Annotated in this window: 16 protein-coding genes; 8 read left to right on the top strand and 8 right to left on the bottom strand. The window is 72.2% G+C overall.

Going from position 1 to position 20,044, the window contains the following annotated elements:
• Positions 1 to 49: 49 nt before the first annotated feature.
• A complete protein-coding gene (locus tag P1P75_RS27170; protein ID WP_319260043.1) occupies positions 50 to 1,669 on the bottom strand; it encodes an MFS transporter in 1,620 nt (539 codons plus the stop codon).
• 120 nt (positions 1,670 to 1,789) lie between these two features.
• Positions 1,790 to 2,503 carry a hemolysin III family protein gene (locus P1P75_RS27165; RefSeq protein WP_266461673.1) on the bottom strand — a complete coding sequence of 238 codons (714 nt, stop codon included), beginning with the start codon at positions 2,501 to 2,503 and terminating at the stop codon, positions 1,790 to 1,792.
• Between the two features lie 292 nt (positions 2,504 to 2,795).
• Between P1P75_RS27165 and P1P75_RS27160 the strand changes: the two genes are divergently transcribed.
• Positions 2,796 to 4,628 (top strand): phosphoenolpyruvate carboxykinase (GTP), encoded by a 1,833-nt coding sequence (locus P1P75_RS27160; protein WP_319260041.1) that lies wholly within the window; start codon positions 2,796 to 2,798, stop codon positions 4,626 to 4,628.
• A gap of 335 nt (positions 4,629 to 4,963) precedes the next feature.
• On the opposite strand, the gene P1P75_RS27155 is transcribed toward P1P75_RS27160, so the two are convergent.
• The 3 genes from P1P75_RS27155 to P1P75_RS27145 all read right to left on the bottom strand — a co-directional run bounded on the left by P1P75_RS27155 (position 4,964) and on the right by P1P75_RS27145 (position 7,531).
• Positions 4,964 to 5,686: a Uma2 family endonuclease gene (locus tag P1P75_RS27155; protein WP_319260039.1), complete on the bottom strand. Its 723-nt coding sequence runs from the start codon at positions 5,684 to 5,686 to the stop codon at positions 4,964 to 4,966.
• Between the two features lie 92 nt (positions 5,687 to 5,778).
• A complete protein-coding gene (locus P1P75_RS27150) occupies positions 5,779 to 6,216 on the bottom strand; it encodes a hypothetical protein (RefSeq protein WP_319260037.1) in 438 nt (145 codons plus the stop codon).
• A 103-nt stretch (positions 6,217 to 6,319) separates the two neighbouring features.
• Positions 6,320 to 7,531 carry a pyridoxal phosphate-dependent aminotransferase gene (locus tag P1P75_RS27145; protein WP_319260034.1) on the bottom strand — a complete coding sequence of 404 codons (1,212 nt, stop codon included), beginning with the start codon at positions 7,529 to 7,531 and terminating at the stop codon, positions 6,320 to 6,322.
• A 125-nt stretch (positions 7,532 to 7,656) separates the two neighbouring features.
• Here P1P75_RS27145 and P1P75_RS27140 point away from each other — a divergent pair, with 125 nt between their 5' ends.
• Positions 7,657 to 8,310, top strand: a complete 654-nt coding sequence (locus P1P75_RS27140; RefSeq protein ID WP_319260031.1) for a hypothetical protein — start codon at positions 7,657 to 7,659, stop codon at positions 8,308 to 8,310.
• Positions 8,311 to 8,936: 626 nt separating this feature from the next.
• A complete protein-coding gene (locus P1P75_RS27135) occupies positions 8,937 to 9,830 on the top strand; it encodes a serine protease (RefSeq protein ID WP_319260029.1) in 894 nt (297 codons plus the stop codon).
• 22 nt (positions 9,831 to 9,852) lie between these two features.
• Here P1P75_RS27135 and P1P75_RS27130 read toward each other — a convergent pair whose 3' ends face one another.
• Positions 9,853 to 11,469, bottom strand: coding sequence for a D-aminoacylase (locus tag P1P75_RS27130; protein ID WP_319260027.1), 1,617 nt, complete (start codon positions 11,467 to 11,469; stop codon positions 9,853 to 9,855).
• A gap of 55 nt (positions 11,470 to 11,524) precedes the next feature.
• Positions 11,525 to 12,802: an amino acid deaminase gene (locus tag P1P75_RS27125; protein WP_319260025.1), complete on the bottom strand. Its 1,278-nt coding sequence runs from the start codon at positions 12,800 to 12,802 to the stop codon at positions 11,525 to 11,527.
• Between the two features lie 140 nt (positions 12,803 to 12,942).
• On the opposite strand from P1P75_RS27125, the gene P1P75_RS27120 reads away from it, so the two are divergent.
• The 4 genes from P1P75_RS27120 (at position 12,943) to P1P75_RS27105 (ending at position 15,922) form a co-directional block, all read left to right on the top strand.
• Entirely contained in the window at positions 12,943 to 14,022 is a 1,080-nt protein-coding gene (locus P1P75_RS27120) for a sugar kinase (RefSeq protein WP_319260023.1), read from the top strand.
• On the top strand, positions 14,019 to 14,786 hold the full coding sequence (locus P1P75_RS27115; protein ID WP_319260021.1) for an IclR family transcriptional regulator: 768 nt from the start codon (positions 14,019 to 14,021) through the stop codon (positions 14,784 to 14,786). The genes P1P75_RS27120 and P1P75_RS27115 overlap by 4 nt, the downstream gene beginning before the upstream one ends.
• Positions 14,783 to 15,193 (top strand): RidA family protein, encoded by a 411-nt coding sequence (locus tag P1P75_RS27110; RefSeq protein ID WP_319260018.1) that lies wholly within the window; start codon positions 14,783 to 14,785, stop codon positions 15,191 to 15,193. Before P1P75_RS27115 ends, P1P75_RS27110 begins: the two co-directional genes overlap by 4 nt.
• 102 nt (positions 15,194 to 15,295) lie before the next feature.
• A complete protein-coding gene (locus tag P1P75_RS27105) occupies positions 15,296 to 15,922 on the top strand; it encodes a hypothetical protein (protein ID WP_319260016.1) in 627 nt (208 codons plus the stop codon).
• A gap of 31 nt (positions 15,923 to 15,953) precedes the next feature.
• Here P1P75_RS27105 and P1P75_RS27100 read toward each other — a convergent pair whose 3' ends face one another.
• A complete protein-coding gene (locus P1P75_RS27100) occupies positions 15,954 to 17,336 on the bottom strand; it encodes a M14 family metallopeptidase (protein WP_319260014.1) in 1,383 nt (460 codons plus the stop codon).
• Between the two features lie 380 nt (positions 17,337 to 17,716).
• Here P1P75_RS27100 and P1P75_RS27095 point away from each other — a divergent pair.
• A partial coding sequence (locus tag P1P75_RS27095) for a LuxR family transcriptional regulator (protein ID WP_319260011.1) occupies positions 17,717 to 20,044 on the top strand: 2,328 nt, incomplete at its 3' end.

The raw sequence follows: 20,044 nt of genomic DNA, 5'->3' as shown, positions 1-20,044 counted from the left end.
GCGGGGGAGAGGGCGGGCGAGAGGGGGAAGCGTGCGGCCGTCATGGTGGTCATTGTCGGGCATCCGCCACCGGAGCGGCCAGGTCAGGAGCGGCCAGGTCAGGTGCGGCCAGGTCGGGTGCGGCCAGGTCGGGTGCGGCCGGGTCGGGTGCGGCCGGGTCGGGCGCGGGCGGCCGGCTGCCGCGCTCGCCGCCCGGCAGGAACGCGGCGGCCAGCAGGGCGGCGACGAGGGCGGCGACACCGCAGACCAGCATCGCGACGCCCATGCCGTGCACGTACGCGCTGTTCGCGGCGGCCACGAGGTCCGCCGCGCCCGCCCGGTCGGCGACGACATGCGCGGCCACGACGGATTCCCCGGCCGTGTCGGCGGCCCCCGAGGGCAGTCCGGTGACGTCGAGGCGGTCGCGGTAGGCGCTCGCGAGGAGGCTGCCCAGCAGGGCGATGCCGATGGCGCCGCCCACCTGCCGCAGGGTCATCAGCAGGCCCGAACCGCTGCCGGCCCGGTCGGTCGGCAGGGTGCCGAGGGCGCCGGACATCGCCGGGACGAGCGAGAAGCCGAAGCCGGCCCCGGCGATCGTCAGCCACAGCGCGGTGAAGCCGTACCCGGAGTGCACCGTCGTACCGCTGCCCAGGAGCGCGGCGAAGGCGACGACCACCAGGCCCGCGCTGACCACGGGCCGCGACCCGAAGCGGGCGACGAACGGCTGCGCGGCCCGCGCGGCCACCGTCAGACCGCCCATCAGCGGCAGCAGCCGTACGCCGGTACCGAGTGCGTCGTGTCCGCGGACGGCCTGGAGGTACGGCGGCAGCAGGAACATCAGGCCGGACAGCACGAACATCACCAGCGTCGCGGCGAGGGCGTTGAACAGGAAACCGCGCTGAGCGAGCAGCGTCATGTCGAGCATGGGCCGCACCGTCCGCCGCTCGCGCAGGACCAGCGCGGCGATCAGTACGGCGGCGGCGCCGAGCAGGGCCAGGACCAGCGGGTCGGTCCAGCCGTGGGTGGGCGCCTCGATGATCGCGTAGATGAGCGCGCCGAGCCCGGCCGCGGTGAGCGCGGTGGAGACGGCGTCGACCTTGGGGGAGGACGGGTCGCGGGTCTCGGGGAGGCGGAACACGCAGGCGGCGATGCCGACGGCGGCCATCGGCAGGTTGACCAGGAAGACCGAGCCCCACCAGTAGTGGTCGAGCAGCCAGCCGCCGATGATCGGGCCGAGCGGCAGGCCGAGCGTGGAGCCGGCGGAGACGATGCCGACGGCCTTGGTGCGCTCGTCGGGTGCGAACAGCGAGGGCAGCACGGACAGGGCGAGGGGGGTGACCAGTGCGGCGCCGACGCCCATCACGGCGCGGGCGGCGATGACCGCGGTGACGCCGTCGGCCAGGGCCCCGGCCAGTGAACCGGCCAGGAAGACGCCCAGCCCGGTGATCAGCATCCGGCGCCGGCCGAACCGGTCGCCGAGCAGTCCGGCGGGGAGCATCAGCGCGGCGAAGACGACGACGTACGCGTCCGCCATCCATTGCTGCTCGCCCGTCGAGGCGCCCAGGTCGCGGGCCATCGTCGGGAGCGCCACGTTGAGGATCGTCATGTCGAAGCCGAGCGTCAGCATGCTCGCGACGAGGGCGGCGAGGGCCCACCAGCGGCGGGGGTCGGGTGAACTGACAGTAACCATGAAATGAGAGTAACTGTCAGAAGGTGCTCGCTGTCAACTATGCTGAGGTGGTGCGGAGGTCGGCGCACGAAAAAGGGCCACGGCTCGAAAGCCGTGGCCCGCGGTGGGAAGGGGCGGAAGTCACCCGTGCTGGTAAGCCACCAGCGAGATGCCCACGTAGTGCGCGATGAACGCGGCCAGCGTGAAGGAGTGGAACACCTCGTGGAAGCCGAACCAGCGCGGTGACGGGTTGGGGCGCTTGATGCCGTAGATCACGCCGCCCGCGCTGTAGAGGAGACCACCGACGATCACCAGGACCAGTACGGCGATGCCGCCCGCGCGCATGAAGTCGGGCAGGAAGAAGACGGCCGCCCAGCCCATCGCGATGTAGCACGGGGTGTAGAGCCAGCGAGGGGCGCCGACCCAGAAGACGCGGAAGACGATCCCGGCCGCCGCGGCTGCCCAGATGCCCCAGAGCAGCACCTGCCCCTTGCCGCCCGGCAGGAGCAGCATCGTCAGCGGGGTGTAGGTGCCCGCGATGATCAGGAAGATGTTGGCGTGGTCCAGGCGGCGCAGGACGCCGTCCATGCGTGGACTCCAGTCGCCCCGGTGGTACAGGGCGCTCACACCGAACAGCAGGCAGGCGGTGAGGGCGAAGATGCCGCAGGCGATGCGGCCTCTCGTGGAGTCCGCGAGGGCGGTGAGCACGAGGCCCGCGACCAGGGCGGCGGGGAACATTCCGAGGTGCAGCCAGCCGCGCAGCTTCGGTTTGACCGGATGCGGCAGGGGGAGCGCGACGGGACCGCGGCCGGCGGCCGGCGTATCCGTACGCGCGTCGGGGGCGGACGCAGTCATGCGTCCCATCGTATCTACGGAACCGTAGGTTACCGGCCGGTGGGGCGAGATGGGCTGTCGGGAGTGGCCGGCGTCTCACGCCTGTCGGGGGCATGGCGAGGGAGCGCGGACCAGCACGTGGCGAGCCTCACGCCGCTCATCTGTGATGCCCTCTGGACAGATGGGCTCCTGCGTCGGATGATCAAATGAGTGCGGTCGGCACCGGATGAGCGCTCAGCAGCTCGCTGCGAAGCATCCGGGCCGCGGCCCCCACGGGGCAGACAAGGACAAAATCCCTCACCTAGGAGCGATCGTGGCGCGCGACATCGCGGCTCCCCCCGTCATCCCCACCCAGCACCAGGAACTGATCTCGTGGGTCAACGAGATCGCCGAACTGACGCAACCGGACAACGTGGTCTGGTGTGACGGATCCGAGGCCGAGTACCGGCGGCTGAGCGAGGAACTGGTCGACAAGGGCACCTTCAAGAAACTCGACCCCGTCAAGCGCCCCGACTCCTACTACGCGGCATCCGACCCGACCGACGTCGCCCGGGTCGAGGACCGCACCTTCATCTGCTCCGAGAAGGAGGAGGACGCGGGCCCGACCAACCACTGGAAGGCCCCCGCCGAGATGCGGGAGATCTTCACGGGCTCCGACGGCAAGGGCGGCGTCTTCCGCGGCTCGATGAAGGGCCGGACGATGTACGTCGTCCCGTTCTGCATGGGCCCCCTCGGCTCGGACCTCTCCGCGATCGGCGTCGAGATCACCGACTCCGCCTACGTCGCCGTGTCCATGCGCACCATGACCCGCATGGGACAGCCCGTCCTCGACGAACTCGGCACCGACGGCTTCTTCGTGCGTGCCGTGCACACGCTCGGAGCGCCGCTGGCCGAGGGCGAGACGGACGTGCCGTGGCCGTGCAACTCGACCAAGTACATCTCGCACTTCCCCGAGACCCGCGAGATCTGGTCCTACGGCTCCGGCTACGGCGGCAACGCCCTGCTCGGCAAGAAGTGCTACGCCCTGCGCATCGCCTCCGTCATGGCCCGCGACGAGGGCTGGCTCGCCGAGCACATGCTGATTTTGAAACTCACGCCCCCGCAGGGCGAGTCCAAGTACGTCGCCGCCGCCTTCCCGAGCGCCTGCGGCAAGACCAACCTCGCCATGCTGGAGCCGACCACCCGCGGCTGGACCGTCGAGACCATCGGTGACGACATCGCGTGGATGCGGTTCGGCGAGGACGGCCGCCTGTACGCCATCAACCCCGAGGCCGGCTTCTTCGGCGTCGCGCCCGGCACCGGTGAGCACACCAACGCCAACGCGATGAAGACGCTGTGGGGCAACGCGGTCTTCACCAACGTGGCCCTCACCGACGACGGCGACGTGTGGTGGGAGGGCATGACCGAGGAGCCGCCCACGCACCTCACCGACTGGAAGGGCAACGACTGGACGCCGGAGTCGGCGACCCCGGCCGCCCACCCCAACGCCCGCTTCACCGTGCCCGCCTCGCAGTGCCCGATCATCGCGCCCGAGTGGGAGGACCCCAAGGGCGTGCCGATCTCGGCGATCCTCTTCGGCGGCCGGCGCGCCACCGCCGTACCGCTGGTGACGGAGTCCTTCGACTGGAACCACGGCGTCTTCCTCGGCGCCAACGTGGCCTCCGAGAAGACCGCCGCCGCCGAGGGCAAGGTCGGCGAGCTGCGCCGCGACCCCTTCGCCATGCTGCCGTTCTGCGGCTACAACATGGGCGACTACATGGGTCACTGGGTCGACGTCGCCAAGGACAAGGACCAGGCGAAGCTCCCGAAGATCTACTACGTCAACTGGTTCCGCAAGGACGACGAGGGCAAGTTCGTCTGGCCCGGCTTCGGCGAGAACTCCCGTGTCCTGAAGTGGATCGTGGAGCGCCTGGAGGGCAGGGCCGAGGGTGTCGAGACGCCGATCGGCGTCCTGCCGGCGCCGGGTGCCCTGGACACCGAGGGCCTGGACCTCGCGGAGAAGGACCTCGACTTCCTCCTCACGGTCGACAAGGAGATCTGGCGCGAGGAGGCGTCCCTCATCCCCGAGCACCTCAACACCTTCGGCGATCACACGCCGAAGGAGCTGTGGGACGAGTACCGCGCTCTCGTGGAGCGCCTGGGCTGAACCAGCCCCCCAGAACGCCGCGGCCGGTTCCGATTGAGCCCTGACCAGCAATATCGTCACGGCCGGCCGCGGTGACAGCACCACAGACCGGCGAGGCCCCGCACAACGGCGTGGGGGGCCCTGGGCCTGTCGTCGCCCACCCGTCAGCCCCGACGGGACGGGCGGCGGCAGGCCTTCGCCCATGAGGCCGCCGGCGGAGGTCACCTGGTCGCAGATCGACCAGGCGGTCCAGGACGGCCGGCTCACCTACGGCATCTCGCAGTCCCGGCCTGCGACGACGGCGGCCACCACGCCACCGATCAGCAGCACCGCGAGGACGATTCCTGCGATACGTCTCACGCCGGGAGCGTGCTCCCGGAATCGCACATTCCCGGGTGCCCCGGATGAACGAAGGGTGAAGGAGCGGACCGGGAACGCAACGGGAACCGGCCGTTCCTGTTGCGGCGGTGTCCGGCGCCGGGAGCCCGGCTCAGTCCGTGCTGTTCCCGGCTTTGCCGTAGCGGCGGAAGTCGGCGGTCTCCACGGTCCAGGGGCCGAACGGGACCTTGTCTCCGTAGATGTACGGGTCCTTGCGCGTGTAGCGGCCCCTGCAGGGCTCGGAGTGCGTGCACCTCGGCGGTGCCGGGGCGCGGATCGACGATCAGGTAGTGGGGGCTGCCCATGGCGGGGTAGTCGGCGAGCTTGTCGATGTAGTCGTTGTTCGGGTTGGACGGCGAGATGATCTCGATCACCGCGAGGACCTGAGCGGTGTCCACGGCGAGGCCCTCTTCATCAAGGGCCTCCTTGGGGATGACGGCGGCGTCGGGGAGGCGCATGCGGCCGATCCCGGGGTGCTCGATCTCAGGGCCGTTCGCGCAGATGTACCCCGGGTGAGTTGCGGGAAGCTGTGCGTCCAACTGCTTGCAGATGCGCCGGATCGTCCCCTCGCGGCGTTTCGACGGGCACGTCATGGCCAGTATCGGACCGTTCGGACCGATCTCGACGCTCCAAGCCCCTTCGAGGCGCTCGGCGTATGCCCCGAGTTCCTCGGCAATCGCGCGCATCTTGGCGTAGTCCATGCCCGTACCGTCAAGGTACTGAGATTGTGGCGCCCGGTCCGCGCGTCGCTGCGGGTGCACGCGGACCGGGGCCGTTCGGGGGCCCCGGTGGGTCAGGCGGTGGCGGCCAGGGTGCCGGTCGCCGAGGTGGCGGTCGCCAGGGCGGCGGCGTGGGCGTCCATGCGCTCGGCCGCGAGGATCGCCGCCGCCGTGTCGGCGCGGGAGGCCGCGACGACCAGGGCGCGTCCGGCGAGGGCGTGGGCCCGTCGGTGCAGGGCCGCGGTGCGGGTCGGTCCGGTGGACGTGACGCGGGCCGGCGGCCTGCCTCCCCGCAGCCGGGCGACCTGCCGTGCGAGCCGTTCGGCCGCGGCGTCCAGGTCGTCCAGGTCGGTGGAGGGGGCCTGGGCGCGCAGCTCGTCGGTGACGGCCAGCAGCGCCGCGAGATGACTCGCGAGCTGGATGTCCAGCTCCTCCTCACGGGTCCGGTGGGGGAAGTCGGAGGTGCCGGCCATCGTGCTGTGGACCGACTTGGTGCGGATCGGTTCGTACATGGGACGGCCTCCTGTGTGCTTGCAGGAAACCATCCTAGCTTGGAACTCGTCTAAAGTTGAGTCGATCTTAAAACCGGACCGGGAGGCTCGCCGGGCGTCACCGTCAGGGCTGGCCGTATCCGTCCAGGAAGCGCCCGATCCGCCCGACCGCGTCCCGCAGATCCGTCACCGTCGGCAGCGTGACCACCCGGAAGTGGTCGGGTTCCGGCCAGTTGAAGCCGGTGCCCTGGACGACCATGATCTTCTCCCGGCGCAGCAGGTCGAGGACCATCCGCCGGTCGTCCTTGATCTTGAAGACCGTCGGGTCCAGGCGCGGGAAGAGGTACAGCGCCCCCTTCGGGCGGACGCACGTCACGCCGGGGATCTGCGTCAGCAGCTCGTACGCCGTGTCCATCTGTTCCTTGAGCCGCCCGCCCGGCAGCACCAGCTCGTTGATCGTCTGCCGCCCGCTGAGCGCGGCAACCACCCCGTGCTGCCCCGGCATGTTCGCGCACAGGCGCATGTTCGCCAGGATCGTCAGACCCTCGATGTAGGAGTCGGCGTGGGCGCGCGGCCCGGAGATCGACATCCAGCCGACCCGGTAGCCGGCCACCCGGTACGCCTTCGACATGCCGTTGAAGGTGAGGGTGAGCAGGTCCGGCGCGACCTTGGCGGTCGCGGTGTGCGTGGCACCGTCGTACAGGATCTTGTCGTAGATCTCGTCCGAGCAGACCAGCAGGTTGTGCCGGCGGGCGATGTCGGTGAGGCCCCGGATCATGGCCTCGTCGTACACCGCACCCGTCGGGTTGTTCGGGTTGATGATGACGATCGCCTTGGTGCGGTCGGTGACCTTGCGCTCGACGTCCGCGAGGTCCGGCATCCAGTCGGACTGCTCGTCGCAGCGGTAGTGCACGGCGGTGCCGCCGGACAGGGCTACGGCGGCGGTCCACAGGGGGTAGTCGGGCGCCGGGACGAGGACCTCGTCGCCGTCGTCCAGCAGGCCCTGCATCGCCATCACGATCAGCTCGGACACACCGTTGCCGATGAAGACGTGCTCGACGTCCGTCTCGATGCCCAGCGTCTGGTTGTGCATGACCACCGCACGGCGCGCGGCCAGCAGGCCCTTGGCGTCGCCGTAGCCGTGCGCCGAGGAGACGTTGCGGAGGATGTCCTCCAGGATCTCCGGCGGGCAGTCGAAGCCGAACGCGGCCGGATTCCCGGTGTTCAGCTTGAGGATGCGGTGCCCTGCCGCCTCCAGGCGCATCGCCTCCTCGAGAACCGGGCCCCGGATCTCGTAACAGACGTTGCTGAGCTTGGTCGACTGGATCACCTGCATGTCTGGGAGCTTACGGCCCGGTAACGCCCCTCGGGGCGTGTTTTCCGCCACGTGAGACGCCGGGTTTGCGGCGGTATCGCCGTCCGCTGTCCCGGAGGCCCCTTGCCTCTCTACAATCCCCGGCCATGCCCAGGCCAGGTGAGAGCACGAACCCTCCGGTTCAGCCGAACGTGTATCTCCCGTACGTCGAGACCGACCCGCCGCCGTACGAGGCGTACCGGGATCCGGCCGCGGCGCACGGGTGGGAGAACGCCTACGACGAGACCAGCGAGCTGCCCCGCATCGCGCAGGAGCCGGCCCCGCCCGCGTACGACCCGCACGGGTACGACGCGCACGCGTACGACGACCCGCAGGCGGCCGGTGGGCGCGCGGACCGGCGGCGGGCCGCCCGCGGGCCCCGCCGCGCGGTCGCCGCCCTCGGCGCGGTGGGCGTCGCCTCGGTGGCCGCGCTGGTCGCGGGCTTCGCCTTCACCGGATCGTCGGACGACACGGAGAAGGGCGGGCCGGAGGGCACCCGGTCGGCCGCGCCGGACTCGGCGGGGGAGGCGGAGTCGCCGTCCCTCTCCCCGGAGACGGATGCCGGACGGTCCGCCGGGACCGGCACCTCGCCCACCGTCGCGCAGTCCACGCCCTCGTCGGCCCCCACGTCCTCCGAGCCGCCGACGGCATTCCCCTCGGCCGCTCCGGCGACCGGCTCGGCACCCTCCGCGGGCAGCTCCGCCCCGGTGGCCGACTCGGGCAAGGGGAACCCCAAAGGGCGGGGCAAAAAGCCGCGGTAGACGGGGACGGGAGAGCGGCGGAACGCGGTGAGACACCCGCGCCTTCCGGCTGCCCCCGGCTGACCTTCGCCACTCCCGGCCGGCCACGGTCCGCGCAGGGTCACGTCGGCGTCCGTATCCCCCTGGACGAGGCCCGCCTGCCGCGCCGGACCCGCGCCGTGGGCCTGTCGGGACCGCGCGCCGCGTGGCTCACGCCGGCTTTCGGCCGCGCGTGGCTCCCGGCGCCCCACGGTCGGCGCGACGAGCCGAACCGGGCCGTCGCCGACAAGCGTGCCGCCGCCCTGCGGCTCGCCGCCTCCCGTCGACCGTGCGCCTCGGCCCACACCCGTCGGCCCCTGGAGTGCGTCCGGTGGCTCCCGGCGATGCACCTCGCGCGGCTCCCCTCGTCCTCCGCCCTCGGCCGCGGCCGTTCTCCGCCGAGTCCCCGAGTCCCCGAGGCTCCGGCTCTCCGAGCCCTCGCCGCTTCCGTCGGCCATCGCCCCCGGCGGCTGAAAAGTGATCCTTGCCGTCCCCTCCTCCTGCGCCAACAATGCGCATGACAAAAAGCGCGCATGATCCTTCGCGCGTGTCACAGCAGCGGCGGCCGGAAGATCTCCGGTCGCCTTGTCGTCAGAGGGGACCCCCACATGAGAAAGCCTCTCGTCGCCGCGCTCATCGCCCTGGCCATCGCCGGGGCCGGTGCGGCGCCCGCGGTCGCCGCACCCGTGAGCGAGGCGCCGGCGGCCGTGAACAGGACCTCGGCGCAGCCGGTCGCGGACACGAAGGCGGCGGCCTCGCCGACCCTTCAGGCCGTCACCCTGGCCGGGACCGTCGCGCTCAGCAACTGCTCCGGCTCCCTGGTCCGCTTCCCGAACTCGCTCGACACCGACCCGGCCCTGGTCCTCACCAACGGCCACTGCCTGGAGACGGGTTTCCCCGCGCCGGGCCAGGTCATCGTCAACCGGGCCTCCAGCCGCACCTTCGGGCTGCTCAACTCCGCCGGCACCCGGGTCGCCACCCTGCGCGCCAGCAAGATCGCCTACTCGACGATGACCGACACGGACGCCACGGTCTACCAGCTGACCAGCACGTACGCGACGATCCGCAGCTCCTACGGCATCAGCGCCCTCACCGTGCAGGACACGCACCCCACCGCCGGTACCGCGATCACCGTCGCCTCCGGCTACTGGAAGCGGCTCTACAGCTGCAACATCGACGCGTTCGTGTACCGCATCAAGGAGGGTGGCTGGACCTGGAAGGACTCGGTCCGATACACCTCCGCCTGCCAGACCATCGGCGGCACCTCCGGCTCGCCGGTCGTCGACCAGGCCACCGGCAAGGTCGTCGCCGTCAACAACACCGGCAACGAGGACGGCCAGTCCTGCACGGTGAACAACCCGTGCGAGGTCGACGCGAGCGGCAACGTCACCGTCCGCCAGGGCATCAACTACGCCCAGCAGACCTACCAGTTCCCGGCCTGCTTCACGACCCGCAACCAGCTCAGCCTGAGCGCCGCCGGGTGCACCCTGCCCAAGCCGTAGGGCGACGCGGAGGGGCGGTCCGTCACCCGGCCACGGGAGAGCGGCGGACCGCCCGCCCCGCCAGTACGTCCGTCCGCCGGCCGTCCTCGACGACGAACCGGCCGTCGATCAGGACGTACGGAATGCCGGCCGGCGGCGTGCGCGGCGCGTCGTAGGTCGAGCCCGCCGCCACCGTCCGCGGGTCGAACAGGACCAGGTCGGCGCGGTGCCCCTCGCGGACCAGGCCCCGGTCGGGCAGGCGCAGGCGGGCCGCCGGGCGGCCGGTGAGGCGGGCGACACACTCCTCCAGCGACAGCACCCCCAACTCCCTCACGTACAGCCCGAGATACCGAGGAAAGGTGCCGTACGCGCGCGGGTGTGGCTTGGCGCCCTGGAGGATGCCGTCCGAGCCGCCGGTGTGGACGCGGTGGCGCATGATCGCGCGGACGTTCTCCTCGTGGCCGACGTGCTGGAGGATCGCCGGGGCGAGCCGGTCCTCGACCAGGAGCCGGCGGACGGTCGTCCAGGGCGCCTCGCCGCGCAGCGCCGCGGACTCCCGGACCGTACGGCCGACGTACTCGCCGAGTCCGGGGGCGCCGACGCCGGAGATCTCGATGGTGTCCCAGTCGACCGGCACGCCGTGGCAGCCGTCGGATCCCACCGTCTCCAGGTCGCGGCGGATCCGCTCGGCGGTCCCGTCGTCCGTCAGCCGCCGCAGGATCTCCCGCGGGCCGCCCTCGCTCGCCCAGCTCGGCAGCAGGGCCGCCAGGGTGGTGCAGCCGGCGGTGTAGGGGTACGTGTCGAGGGTGACGTCGGCCCCCGAGGCCAGTGCGTCGTCCAGCAGGGCCAGCAGTTCCGGCGCCCGGTCCTCGTTCACCCCGAAGTTCATGGTGGCGTGGGCGAGATGGAGCGGGCAGCCGGCCTGCCGGGACAGCTCCACCATCTCCGCGTACGCCTCCAGGGCTCCCGCGCCGTAGGAGCGGTGGTGCGGGCAGTAGTAGCCGCCGTAGGCGGCCACCACGCGGCACAGTTCGGTCAGTTCGGCGTTCCTCGCGTACATGCCGGGCGGGTAGGTCAGCCCGGAGGACATGCCGACCGCGCCCTGTTCCAGCCCTTCGGCGACCAGTCGCCGCATCCGGTCCAGCTCGGCTGGGGTCGCCTCGCGGTCGTCCCAGCCGACGACGAGGGCGCGGACCGTGCCCTGGGGGACGAGGTAGGCGGCGTTGACGGCGATGCCGCGGTCCAGCCGGTCGAGGTACTCGCCCACCGACCGCCAGTCGAAGTCGATGTCGTCGCCCGAGCCGTTCCACCCGGCGATGGACCGGCGCACTCCGTCCAGCGTGCGGTCGTCGACGGGAGCGTAGGACAGGCCGTCCTGGCCCAGCACCTCCAGCGTCACGCCCTGCGCGGCCTTCGCGCTGTGGTCCGGGTCGCGCAGCAGCGCGAGGTCGCTGTGGGCGTGCATGTCGATGAAGCCGGGGGACAGGACGAGCCCCTCGGCGTCCAGCTCGCGGACCGCCTTCGGGCGCTGGCAGCCGGCAGCCGCAGCCTCCTTGACGATCGAGACGATCCTGCCGCCGTCGACCACCACGTCGGCGCGGTAGGAGTCCGCGCCCGTGCCGTCGACGACGTCCGCGTCCCGGATGACGAGATCTTCCACGGCCCAACCTCCCAGGAGCATGCGTGTAAAGGCTGACGGAGTGACGGACCGACGGTTAGAAGAACGTGCGGATGTAGTCGACGACCGTGCCGTCCGCCTCGGCCAGCGGGATCAGCTGCCACTTGTCGAAGGACGTGCACGGGTGGGACAGGCCGAGGCCGACCCAGTCGCCCACCTCCAGATCCACGTCGGGGGCCGTCCGCAGCCAGGCGTGCTGGTCGGACAGGGCGCTCACCTCGATGCCGGCCGCCGCCCGTTCGACGCCGTCACGCCGGACGACCTGGGCGAAGGGCAGGTCGAGGTCGTAGGCCGCGTCCCGCTTGCCGGCGTTCACGAAGGCCTGCCCGGCGGACGGCCGGGACACCACCTGCGCCCAGAGGCGGAACGCCGGTTCCAGGGCGCCCTCCCCGGGGACACGGTTGAAGGGCGTGATCCTGCGGTAGTGGCCGTCGTCGTGCGAGACGTACGCACCCGAGCGGAGCAACTTCAGTACGGGCAGGGAGAGTTCGGGGATGCCGGCGAAGACGTCGGCGACGGCGTCGAACCAGGCGCTGCCGCCCGCGCTCACGACGATCTCGTCCACGCCCGCGAACCGCCCCGCCTTGTCGAAGTCCACGGCCAGCTCCACCAGCCGGCGCAGCCAGGCGTGCACGCGCTCCGGGTCGGCCTCCGGCACCTCGCCCTCGTAGCCCGCCACGCCCACCAGCCGCAGGGCCGGCGCCGCGGACACCGCGTCCGCGACCGCCGTGCACTCCGCCTCCGTACGGACCCCCGTGCGGGCGCCCTCGCCCGCGGCCAGTTCGACGACCACGTCCAGCGGTCGGGCCGCCCCGCGCAGAGCCTCGTCCATCAGCTCCACTCCGCGCACGGAGTCGACGTAGCAGACGAAGGAGAAGCCGGGGTCGGCGGCCAGTTCCGCCGCGGTCCAGCGCAGGGCCGCAGGGTCCACCAGTTCGTTGGCGAGGAAGATCCGCCGGACGCCGTACGCCCGCGCCACGCGGACCTGGTGGGGGACGGCGAGGGTGATGCCCCAGGCGCCGTGCTCGATCTGCCGCCGGAACAGTTGGGGCGCCATGGACGTCTTGCCGTGCGGGGCGAAGGCGAGGCCGTGTCGGGTCGCGTACGTCTCCATGAGCCGCAGGTTGTGGTTCAGGCGTTCGGCGGACAGGGCGAGGACGGGTGTGCTGAAACCGCCGGTGAAGAGGTTGCGGCGCTGGGCGGCCAGTTCGCCGACCGTCAGACCGTCGGCGTCCGGCGGGAGGCCCTTGAAACGGTGGTCGACGCGCTCCTCGGCGAGCCGCGCGAGCGCTTCGGTTCCGGGGTCCAGGGCCATGCGAGCCTCCTGAAGAGAAACGCTTCGTGTTGCGTTCTGTGCAACGCTCATTGTGTATGACGCTTACCGCTGTCTAACATCTCGGCCGACGCGGGGTCAACGGAGCCGACCCGCACACCGACCAAGGAGCTACGACCATCGTGACCGCCACCGGACCGCGCAACGACCCCGACGTCGTGGACGTCGTCGCGCTCGGCGAGTCCATGGTCACCTTCCTGCCCTCCCGGCCCGGCCGCCTCGCCGACGTCCCCACCTTCGACCGGGCCATCGGCGGCGCCGAGTCCAACGTGGCCTGCGTGCTGGCCGCCGCCGGCCACTCGGCCCGATGGATCAGCGGCGTCGGCGCCGACGGATTCGGCGACCACCTCGTCGAGACGATCGGCGCGTACGGCGTCGACGTCACGGCCGTCCGGCGGGACCCGGCGCGGCACACGGGCGTGTACTTCCGCACCGCCGGGGACCGGGCGGCCGACGCCCACGAGGTGGCGTACTACCGGGCCGGGTCGGCGGCCTCCGCGATGGCGGCGGGGAACGTGGACCTCACGGCCGCGCGGGCCGGACGCGTCCTGCACCTCACCGGGATCACCGCCGCCCTCTCCGGGGAGTGCCGCGGACTACTCCGCGAGCTGACCGCGCCCCGCCCCGGCCGTCCGCTCGTCTCCTTCGACGTCAACCACCGCCCCGGACTCTGGCCGGACGGCGACGGCCCACACGTCCTGCTGGAACTCGCCCGTGGCGCCGACCTCGTCTTCGTCGGGGCCGACGAGGCGCAGGAGGTGTGGGGCCCGCACGGCGCCGAGACCGTCCGCCGCGCCCTGCCCGGCCCCGCCACGCTCGTCGTCAAGCAGGGCGGACACGGCGTCACCGTCTTCGACGCCGGCCACGTCACCTTCGTACCCGCCCCGCACGTCGACGTCGTCGCCGCCGTCGGCGCCGGGGACGCCTTCGCCGCCGGCTTCCTCTCCGCGACCCTGCGGGACCTGCCCATGAAGGCCCGCCTGCGGCACGGCCATCTCTGGGCCGCCGCCGCCCTCACCGTCCCCGGCGACCTCGCCGTACCCTCGCCCCCGGCCTCCCGGGGAGGGGCCGCGCAGCGCCCCGCCTGGATCGCACACGCCGACCACCTCGCCGCTCTCGACGACGGCGCGTGGGACAGACTTCGACTCGGCCCCGGCTGGACGCAAGCCGCGGCGGCCACCGAGGAGGTACCCACCCCATGAGCCAGACCGTCGACCGCGCCCTGAGCATCCTGCCGCTGCTCGCCGAGGGCCCCGCCGGCCTCGGACAGGTCGCCGACCGCCTCGGCGTCCACAAGTCCACCGCCCTGCGGCTGCTGCGGACCCTGCACGAGCACGGCCTCGTCTACCGCCAGTCCGACCAGCGCTACCGGCTCGGCGCCCGCCTCTTCGCCCTCGCTCAGGAGGCCATGGAGAACCTCGACGTCCGCGAGATCGCCCACCCCCACCTGGCCCGGCTCAACGAACGCTGCGGACATACCGTGCACCTCGCCGTGTACGAGGAGGGCGAGGTCCTCTACATCGACAAGGTGGAGAGCCGCTACCCGGTGCGGATGTACTCCCGGATCGGCAGGCCGGTCGCCATCACCGTCGCCGCCGTCGCCAAGCTGCTCCTGGCCGACCTGCCCGAGCCGGAGCGGCGCACCATCGCCGAGCGGCTCGAATACCCCCTCTACACGGCCCGTTCCACCCCCGACGCCCCTGCCTTCCTGCGGGAGCTGACGAAGGTGCGCGCACAGGGCTGGGCCACCGACCTCGGCGGCCACGAGGAGTCCATCAACTGCGTTGCCGCCCCCGTCCGCGGCGCCGACGGCCGGGTGGTCGCCGCGATGTCGGTCTCCGCGCCGAACGTCGTCGTCACCGCCGACGAACTCCTCACCCTCCTCCCGCAGGTGCGCCGCACGGCGGACGACATCAGCGGCGAGTACTCCGGCAGGACCCCAGCGAAGGGCACCGTAGGACCATGACCGAAAAGATCGCGCTCACGCCGGACACCCACACCACCCCGCCCGCGAGGTTCTCGCACGGCGTGCGCAAGGGCAACATCCTCCAGGTCGCCGGCCAGGTCGGCTTCCTGCCCGCCGAGGAGGGCAGGCCCCCCACACCGGCCGGCCCCACCCTGCGCGAGCAGACCCTCCAGACCCTCGCCAACGTCAAGGCGATCCTGGAGGAGGGCGGCGCGAGCTGGGACGACGTGATGATGATCCGCGTCTATCTCACCGACGTGGACCACTTCGCCGAGATGAACGACCTCTACAACACCTACTTCGAGCAGCAGGCGCTCACCGCCCCGCCCGCCGCCCGCACGACCGTCTACGTCGGCCTGCCCGCGGGGCTCCTCATCGAGATCGACGCGCTCGCCGTGCTGGGCTGAGCCAGTTGGTCCGGCCGCGGTCGCTCTGTCGCGTGTAGGCGTCTCATAACAAAGTGGGGGCTGACTGTGTCCGGCCCAGGATCGTCGACCATACTGCCCGCTGTGGAGCAGCGTATAGGTTCGAGCAGCCAGCCCCTGGAGGGCGCCGGATTCGATCCGGCATTCATCCCCGGGCTCACGTCACCCGTGACCGCGGCGGCGAAGGACGCGAAGCCGAAGGACGCGAAGCCGGAAACCGCGAAGCCGGAGGACGACTCGCAGGACGGGGCGGCGGTGACCGCCGGGGACGCCTCGGAGAGCGAACCGGCGGCAGCGGCCGGGGAGTCGGAGGACGCGGAGTCGAAGGACAGCGAGTCGAAGGACAGCGAGTCCGAGGACCCGGAGTCCGACGAGGCTTCGGACGGTCCCGTCTTCGAGGCGGCCGACCGCCGGGCGCGGATCGTCGCCGACTCCCGGGGCGTCCGCCTCCGCCTCGACGAGGAGGAGTGCGAGTTCCGTTGGGAGGAGATCGGCGCGATCGAGACCGAAGTCCCGCGTTTCGGAAAGCGGTTGACCATCACGGTGCACACCCCTGACCGTCGCTGGTACCCGATCGAGATCGAGGCGACGGCCAGGGACCGCTTCAAGGAGTGGGACGAGCAGCTGGACGCGGTTCTCGACGCCTACTTCGACGACGAGGCCGAAGGCAAGGACGCGGACAGCCAGGCGGCCGAGGAGTCCGCGTCCTGATCCTGTTCCTTCTCCGGACCGGCGGGCCCGGCTAGCCGCAGTACTGGGCCTGCTTGCCGATGGACCGGTACATGCAGTCCGAGTTCTCCAGCAGTTGCAGCACCGCGTCCTTGTTGCGCGCGGTCTCCCGCTCGATGACCTCGTCGGGCGGGTAGAAACCACCGCCGCCCGACGAGCCCGGGTACATCTCGAAGGTGTACGAGAAGATCTTGTGCGTGCCCCAGAGGTAGTCGTCGATCGACCCGTCCGTGATGTACAGGTCGCTCGCCTGCTCCGGGGTGTACCCGTTGCTCGCGGCCATCGACCGGCCGACCGTGGCGAAGGCGTTGCGGTCGTCCGCGGTCATCCCGGTGGTCGTGTCCGCCGAGGTGTATCCGAAGGGCCACAGCACCAGTTGGCTGTAGGTGTGGAAGTCGATGCCGGCCCTGATCTGCTGTACGCCGCCGACGACCCGGCTGCGCACGAAGTTCGCGACCACCTTCACCTCGGGCGCCGACTCGGCCGCCGTACCCCGGTACGTCTCGGAGGACGGCGAGCCCGAGGAGCCGCCGCAGCAGCCCCACCGGTAGGCCCAGTTGCGGTTCATGTCCGTACCGACCGCGGTGGAGCCGGAGTTGGGCTGGCGGTTCTTGCGCCATGACCGGTAGGAGCCGGTGGCGATGTCGTACTCGCCGCCGTCCGGGTTGAGGTCCGGCACGATCCAGATCTCGCGGTTGTTCACCATGCTGGTGACGCGGGAGTCGGTGCCGTAGCCGGCGCCCAGCTCGCGGATCAGGTACAGGGCCATCTCCACCGTCAGGTGCTCACGGGCGTGCTGATGGTGGGTGAACAGCACCTCCGGCTCGGCCTCGTCGGTGCCGACGTTGTCGCTGATCTTGATGGCGACGATGTTCCGGCCCTGGTAGGAGGTGCCGATGACCCGCTTGCTGATGATGTTCGGGTAGGCCGCGATGCGCTGGTCGATCTCCGCGTTCATCTCGGCGTAGTTGTGGTAGCGCGAGTCGGCGGACGGGAAGTCATAGAGCCGGGTCTCGCCCTCCGCGACGCGGTCCGGGGCGGCGCCGAGCGGGGCGACCTCGTAGCCCTGCGCGCGCAGCCTCTTGATCTGGTCCGCGCGGCCGGAGACGACGACGGTCTCCTCGTCGGCCTCGTCGACGCTCACTCCGGACGCGGCGATCGCGGTGCGCGTCCGCGACGTGCTGTGGTGGACGTGGATCTCGTACTGGCGGATGTCGTCGGCGGAGGCCGCCGGTTTCGCGGCGCTGCCGGCCGCCGCGTTCGTGGCCGTCGCCGAGACCGGGGCGGCGAGGGCGAGGGCCATCAGGGCGGCCAGCGCGGCGGTTCGTCTGCCGCTGCGGCCAGGGCGGCGGGTGCCTGCGCCGCGGCTGCCCGCGCCGCGTGTGCGGAGTCGCATGGGTTCTCCTCGGTTCTCCAGAAGTCCGGGATCGCCGGACACGTGGGGGGTGGAGCGGGGACGGAACTGTGTGCGGGCTGTGCGTGCGGGGTGCCGCTCATCGTCGGGGCATGACATGGTCAGGTCAAGAGTGCGCAAGGTGCCGAATGGCCGGAATCGTACGGAACGACCGCGCGCGGAAGTGGGGTTGGCGCGCCGACGGCGACCGCGCAGTGTACGCGTGACCGGCCCTCATGAGGCGGACCCTGGCGAAGTGCACCCCTGAGTGTGAGCGGCGCGTGCATATATGTACGCCACGGGGAAGGCTGAGGATCCGCGTGCAAGAGGAGTCCGGCCCTCCGGCTCCTTCGAGGACCCCACCCCAAGAGGACTGGCTGATCATGGGCGGATCAGCGCCGGGCGGCGACGGCCACCTGCCGGTGGAGACGACCAGCTTCGTCGACCGGCGCGGCGAACTGGCCGAAGGACGCGAGCTGTTGGCCCGCGCCCGGCTGGTGACCCTGACCGGCCCCGGCGGCGTCGGCAAGACCCGGCTGGCCGGGCGGATCGCGTCGCGCGTCGCCCGCGCCTTCCCCGACGGCGTGCGCTTCGTGCACCTCTGCGGCCTGCGCGACCCCGAACTCGTCCCGCTCGCCGTCGCCGACGCGCTCGGCCTGCACGACCACTCCGCCCGCCCGGCACTCGACACCCTCGTGGAACGCCTCCAGCAACGGCGGCTGCTCCTCGTCGTCGACAACTGTGAGCATCTGCTGCCCGCCTGCGCCGCCCTCGCGGGCGCGCTGCTGCACGGCACCACCGGCGTCCGGATCCTCGCCACCAGTCGGCACCGGCTCGGCCTCACCGAGGAACACCTCATGGACGTACGGCCGTTGCCCGTCCCCGACCCGGACGGCGACCTCTCCGCCGCCGACGGCTACCCGGCCCTCGCCCTGTTCGCCGACCGGGCCGCGGCCGTCGTCCCCGGCTTCCGCCTGACCGCCGCGAACCGGTCGTCGGTGGCCCGCCTCTGCCGCCGCCTCGACGGCCTCCCGCTCGCCATCGAACTGGCCGCCGTCCGGATGCGCGTCCTCGACGTCGACCAGCTCCTCGCCCGCCTGGACGACCGCTACCGCCTCCTCACCGCGGGCAGCCCCACGGCAGCCCCCCGCCACCAGACCCTCCGCGCGGCGGTCGCCTGGTCCCACGAACTGTGCGGGGAGGCGGAACAGAGGGTGTGGGCCCGCCTGTCGGTCCTCCCGGCGAGCTTCGACCTGGAGACCGCGGAGGCGGTGTGCGGGAGCGTGGACACGGACACGGACACGGACACGGGCACGGGCACGGGCACGGACACCGACGGGGATGCGGACGGGGATGCGGATGCTGGGGAGGGGGTCCGGCCCCTCCAGCCGTACGACATCCTCGACGCCGTCGCCGGGCTCGTCGACAAGTCAGTCCTGTGCCGGGAGACCGGCCCCGACGGAGGCGTCAGGTACCGGCTCCTGGACACCCTTGGGGAGTACGGCCTGGAGCGCCTGCGCGAACAGCCCGGCGAGGAACGCGCCACCCGCACCCGCCTGCGCGACTGGATGCAGCACCGGGCGGCCACCTGCGAGCGCGACTGGTTCGGCCCCGGCCAGCCCGGCATCGTCACCCGCCTGCGCGCCGACCAGGACACCCTGCGCGCCGCCCTGGACTTCAGCCTCACCACCCCCGGCGAGGCGCTCGCGGGCCTCCGCCTCGCCGGCACCCTGTGGTTCCACTGGCACGCCTGCGGAGCCCCCCGCGAGGGCCGCTACTGGCTCGACCGCGCCCTGGCCGCCAACCCGGAACCCACCCCCGAACGCGCCCGTGCCCTGTGGGCGTCCGGCCTCCTCGCCGGCTGCCCCGAGGACCTCACCCGCGGCCGGCACCGCGCCGGACAGGCCCGCGACCTGGCCCACCGCCTCGGCGACGCGGCGGAGGCGGCCCACGCCGACTACGTCATCGGCGTCATCCGCCTCTTCAGCGACGACCTGGAGGGCGCCCTTGCCCACTTCCGCGCCTGTGTCGACCGCGGCCGGGTCGCCGGTCAGCACCTCAGCCTGGTCGGCCTCGACCGCGTCGAACTCGCCTGCGCCCTCGGCTTCCTGGGCCGCGCCGACGAGGCCGTCGCCGTCTGCGAGGAGACCCGGAGGCTGTGCGCCGACCACGGCGAGCAGTGGGTGCTGTCGTACGTGGAACGGATGCTGGCCCTCGCCCACACCGTGAAGGGCGACTGGGAACGGGCGGAGTGGCACGGCCGTGAGGCGCTCCGCCTCAAGCTCGCGGTGCACGACGTGGTCGGCATGGGCCTCACCCTCGACCTCCTCGCCCGCATCGCCGCCGAACGCGGGAGCCTCGCCCGCGGGGCCCGCGGACGCGTGACGGCTGACCGCGGGGCCCGTGACCGGGTGACCGCTGACCGAGGCGCACACGAGCGCGCGGCCGTCCTCCTGGGCGGCGCCGACCGCGCCTGGGCGGACGTCGACCCCAGCCGCTGGGGCTCGGCCGCCCTGAACGCGACCCGCCGCGCCGCCGAGGACCGGGCCCGGCGGGCCCTCGGCGGCGCGGCGTTCCGCCTCGCCTACGACCGCGGCGCCGCCCTCCCCCTCGCGGACGTCGTCCGCCACGCCCTCGGCGCGCCCGAACCGGCGTCCCGGCGCCGCCCCGCGCTCCTGCCGTCCGGCCCCGCCCGCGCACCCGTCGTCGAG

The sequence above is a fragment of the Streptomyces sp. ID05-39B genome (assembly GCF_033794725.1).
Classification (GTDB): domain Bacteria; phylum Actinomycetota; class Actinomycetes; order Streptomycetales; family Streptomycetaceae; genus Streptomyces; species Streptomyces bobili.
This window is presented reverse-complemented; position numbering and strand designations above follow the sequence as displayed.